This window comes from uncultured Oxalicibacterium sp. (assembly GCF_913776015.1).
In the GTDB taxonomy this organism is placed as follows: domain Bacteria; phylum Pseudomonadota; class Gammaproteobacteria; order Burkholderiales; family Burkholderiaceae_D; genus Oxalicibacterium.
Genome location: NZ_CAJYMD010000015.1, coordinates 1 through 4,874, shown reverse-complemented (window position 1 = coordinate 4,874; position 4,874 = coordinate 1). Strand labels below are relative to the sequence as shown.

4 protein-coding genes and 1 pseudogene are annotated in these 4,874 nt (G+C 57.9%); 3 read left to right on the top strand and 2 right to left on the bottom strand.

The annotated features are described in order from the left end of the window. The 3 genes and pseudogenes from QZ725_RS02690 to QZ725_RS02680 form a co-directional block, all read left to right on the top strand. Positions 1-131: pseudogene (locus QZ725_RS02690) on the top strand (thiazole synthase); the annotation flags it as partial. A 40-nt stretch (positions 132-171) separates the two neighbouring features. Next, complete coding sequence (gene thiE / locus QZ725_RS02685) at positions 172-801, top strand: thiamine phosphate synthase (protein ID WP_293776087.1); 630 nt, start codon at positions 172-174, stop codon at positions 799-801. Between the two features lie 152 nt (positions 802-953). Further along, positions 954-3,230 (top strand): UvrD-helicase domain-containing protein, encoded by a 2,277-nt coding sequence (locus tag QZ725_RS02680; RefSeq protein WP_293776086.1) that lies wholly within the window; start codon positions 954-956, stop codon positions 3,228-3,230. Positions 3,231-3,298: 68 nt separating this feature from the next. On the opposite strand, the gene QZ725_RS02675 is transcribed toward QZ725_RS02680, so the two are convergent. Both QZ725_RS02675 and QZ725_RS02670 read right to left on the bottom strand, forming a co-directional pair. Beyond that, positions 3,299-4,075, bottom strand: a complete 777-nt coding sequence (locus tag QZ725_RS02675; RefSeq protein WP_293776085.1) for a BPSS1780 family membrane protein — start codon at positions 4,073-4,075, stop codon at positions 3,299-3,301. A gap of 3 nt (positions 4,076-4,078) precedes the next feature. Beyond that, the coding region (locus QZ725_RS02670; RefSeq protein WP_293776084.1) for a homoserine kinase at positions 4,079-4,874 on the bottom strand (796 nt) is incomplete at its 5' end.

The following is a 4,874-nucleotide window of genomic DNA, read 5'->3' as shown; positions in this document are numbered from 1 at the left end:
AAGACCCGGTACGCATGGCACATGCCATGAAGCTCGGCATCGACGCTGGCCGCAATGCCTTCCTCGCCGGTCGTATTCCACGAAAGTTTGCTGCTTCGCCATCGTCGCCGATGGCTGGGCGCGTGGTCTAAACGCACATCGTTTGAAAAGACAAGTTTGAAAGAGACAAGCATGAGCAACACTTCTTCTTCGCTCAGGGGCCTGTATCTGGTGACGCCGGATTGGGACGACACACGCAAGCTGCTGGAAATCACCGAACTCGCGCTCAAGGGCGGCGTGAGTCTGCTGCAATATCGCCACAAGACGGCCGATGCTCCACAACGTCAGGAGCAGGCCGAATGTCTGCTGGCGCTCGCTCGCAGCTACAAGGTGCCATTCATCATCAATGACTTTGTCGAACTGTGCCTGAGCCTGGATGCCGATGGTATTCACGTTGGCGGCACCGATGCGGCGGTAGCCGACGTGCGCAAGCAAATCGGCCCGGAAAAGATTCTCGGTGCATCGTGCTACGGCAGTCTAGAGCTTGCGCAATCGGCGCAGACGGCTGGTGCCAGCTATGTGGCGTTTGGCGGTTTCTATCCATCCAAGGTCAAGAAATATCCAGTGACGACGCCGGCAACCATCGTCAGCGACTGGAAGCAGCAGGGCACCGTTCCCAGCGTGGTGATCGGTGGCATGACGCGCGACAATTCTGCGCCGCTGGTTGCCAATGGCGCCGACATGGTTGCCGCTATCAGCAGTGTGTATCTGGCAGGCGATCCGCAGGCAGCGGCACGCGGCTTTACGAATCTGTTCGCGTAATTCAGCTTGTCATATCCGGACCGCTATCGCTGCAATGCGATAGCGGTCTTTTCTTTTTCAGGCATGGCGCATCCTTTGTTTTGCCGTCGTGAGCGTCACGCTGAACGTGACGGCAAACACAGCGTGATGGCGCGCCGCCTTATAATCCCCGCATGCAAAATCTTCTCCACAATCTCAATCCCGAACAACTGGCTGCGGTGACGCTGCCGGCGCAATCTGCGCTGATTCTGGCTGGTGCCGGTTCCGGCAAGACGCGCGTGCTGACCACGCGCATTGCCTGGCTGATCCAGACCGGGCAAGTGTCGCCAGCCGGGATTCTCGCTGTCACGTTCACCAACAAGGCGGCCAAGGAGATGATGACGCGGCTGTCGGCGATGATGCCGATCAATACTCGCGGCATGTGGATTGGTACCTTCCATGGTCTGTGCAATCGTCTCTTACGTGCGCATTATCGCGATGCCGCCTTGCCGCAGACGTTCCAGATTCTGGATTCGTCGGACCAGTTATCGATGATCAAGCGTCTGCTCAAGGCGCACAACGTCGATGATGAAAAATTCCCACCGCGCAATCTGATGTACTTCATCAATGGTGCCAAGGAAAACGGTTTGCGCGCGCAGGATGTCGAAGCGTTCGATGAGTACAACCGCCGCATGGTCGAGTTGTATGCCTTGTATGACGAACAGTGTCAGCGTGAAGGCGTGGTGGATTTTGCCGAACTGCTGTTGCGTACATATGAATTGCTGAGTCGCAATCAGCCCTTGCGCGAGCATTACCAATCGCGCTTCCGTCATATTCTCGTCGATGAGTTTCAGGACACCAACAACCTGCAATACAACTGGCTCAAGCTGATGGCGGGTACGCAGGCTGCCGTGTTTGCCGTCGGCGATGACGACCAGAGCATCTACGCATTCCGCGGTGCGAATGTCGGCAACATGACCGCATTCGAGCGCGAATTCAAGGTGGAGAACCTGATCAAGCTCGAACAGAATTATCGTTCGCACGGCCACATTCTCGATACCGCCAATACGCTGATCGCCAACAACACGAATCGCCTTGGCAAGAATCTGCACACCGACGCAGGGCATGGCGAACCTGTGCGTATTTATGAAGCCACCAGCGATTTGCAGGAAGCGCAATGGATCATCGAGGAAGCCAAGAGCCTGATTGCCGAGGGCAGTACGCGCAATGAAATTGCGATTCTCTATCACTCCAATGCACAATCGCGCGTGATCGAACATGCGCTGTTCTCGGCCGGCATTCCGTATCGCGTTTACGGCGGCCAGCGCTTCTTCGAGCGCGCCGAAGTCAAGCATGCGATTGCGTATCTGCAGTTGATGGACAACCCGCACAACGATTCGGCCTTCCTGCGCGTGGTGAACTTCCCGACGCGCGGCATTGGCGCACGTTCGCTCGAGCAATTGCAGGATGCCGCGCGGCAGTACAACATTTCGCTCTATGCAGCCGTGCCGTATGTGACAGGCAAGGCGGGTTCTTCGCTCGGCGCCTTCGTCAAGCTGATCGAGGCAGCACGGTTTGAAACGCAGCAGTTGCCGCTGCCGGAAATGGTGCAGGTGGTGCTTGATGCCAGCGGTTTGATGACGCACTATCAGAACGACAAGGATGGCGCGGACCGCATTGAAAACCTCGAGCAAGTCGTCAGTGCCGCGACCTTGTTCGTCACGGAAGAGGGATTCGGTCGCGATGCACCCGCACAACTCGGCCCGCGTGCGCAGCCGACGGCCGGGCAAGCCATCACGACCGAAGATGGCATCGAGATTCTGGATGCCGATGCACCGCTCGCTACCGTGATGTCGCCGTTGTCGGCCTTCCTTTCGCATGCTTCGCTGGAGGCTGGTGACAATCAGGCGCAAGCCGGGCAGGACGCCATGCAATTGATGACCGTGCATTCGGCCAAGGGACTGGAGTTCGATGCCGTCTTCATCACAGGTCTCGAGGAAGGTTTGTTCCCGCACGAGAATTCGCAGAAGGAACAGGGTGGTGTCGAGGAAGAGCGCCGCCTGATGTACGTCGCCATCACGCGTGCGCGCCGTCGCCTCTACATCAGTTTTTCGCAGACGCGCATGCTGCACGGTCAGACGCGTTACAACATGAAGTCACGCTTCTTTGACGAGATGCCGGAAGAGTCGTTGAAGTGGCTTTCACCCAAGGTGCAGCAACATCACTGGTTCGCTTCGCCCAAGGCTGCGTGGGACGATGCACCGGAAACCGGTGCCAATCGTATTGCGCAAGGCATGGGCAAGAAAGACGTCGGCTGGCGCATCGGTGAGTCGGTCGCACACGCCAAGTTCGGTGAAGGCGTGATCGTCAACATCGAAGGCAGTGGCGGTAGCGCGCGTGCGCATATCAACTTTGGACGGCATGGCATGAAGCTGCTGGATTTGAGTGTGGCGAAGCTGGATCGTGTATGACGCATCATGCGATGTGAAAAGCCAATAAAAAAGCCTGCATGTGCAGGCTTTTTTGTTTTTGCGTTCGCTCAAGGCGCTGGCAGCGGATCGGGCGGTGGTCCGAACATGCGTGTGTAGGTTGGGTAAAACGAGCAATACATGATCACCGTCGCCAGCACCGAAGCCGGTAACAGGATGAACAGCGATGCCTGTGGCGAGCCGAGCAAGACGCCGAATACCGTGCTGACGACGACCGGCATGACGACGCCCAGAGTGGCCCATGTGAGGCCGTAGATCAGGAATGCCATGCCGGCGCGCTTGACCGCGAAGAAGCTGTAGAAGACGGCTTTGCCGACGCCCATTTCCTGCCAGGCGATCAGCGGTGCGGCATACCAGAACGCCATTGCGGCGGGAATGTAAACCAGGCCAGCGAACAGCATGGCCAGCGTCATGTTGGAGCTCTGCACGGTTTCGGCATCGAGTTGCAACTGACCGCTCATGGCTTGCAGGAAGACCCCACCATCCACCATGCTCGATGCCGTCACGGCGACAATGGCCGCGACCAGATACAGCGTGCCAAGCTTGATCAGATTGCGAACATGCTTGGACTTGAAGCCGACCATTAGCAGATTCGGATACACCTTCTGGCCGCGTTCGACTTGTGCACAGGCGTGCATGAAGGTCATTGAGAACAGCGGCACGATGATCATCGGAATCAACTGACCGACGATCGGCAGAATACCGACCAGCAGCATGATGAACATATAGCCGAAGAACAGCGTGATCAGTTCGGTCGGCTGCTTGCGGAACAGCGCCAGGCCTTCCTTGGCCCAGAGCCAGCCGTCGATTGCAGAAGGTTTATCCATGGATCAATTGTCCTGAAAGAGCGGTGGCGCAGCGTGCGCGATGCGCAACTGCAGAATGCGTTCGAAATGGCCGGGATCGTGCGGGGTCAGCATCTCGGCATCGCGCGGCATGTGGAAATCATACAGACGCGAGAGCCAGAAACGCAAGGCACCGGCGCGCAGCATGGTTTGCCAGCCAGCTTGCTCGATAGCAGTGAACGGGCGAACGGCATGGTAGGCGTCGAGCATGGCGCGGACGCGGGCAACGTCGAGTTCGCCGGTTTGCAGATCGATGCACCAGTCGTTGACTGTCACCGCGACATCGAACAGCCAGGTATCACAACCGGCGAAGTAGAAATCGAAGAAGCCGGTCAGTTTTTCGCCGTCGAACATCACATTGTTGCGGAACAGATCGGCGTGAATCGGGCCACGCTGCAAGGCGGCATAGTCTGCCGATGCGGCGTAGGCATTTTGCACTTGCAGCTCTTCGTCCAGCAGTGCCTTGCGCGCATCGTCGAGATAAGGCATGACGACCGGCGCTGTTTCATTCCACCACTGGATGCCGCGCAGATTTTCTTGCTGCAAGGGAAAGTCACGTGCCGCCAGATGCATGCGCGCCAGCATCGCGCCGACAGCAGCGCAATGCACGGGGGCGGGTGCCAGTTGCGATTCGCCTTCAAGCTTGGTGACGATGGAAGCAGGTTTGCCGTGCAGCACGTTGATGATCGTGCCTTCATGGTTGGCAACCGGCGCCGGCACGCTGACGCCACGATCGGCCAGATGACGCATCAGATTCAGGTAGAACGGCAGTTGTTCGAAG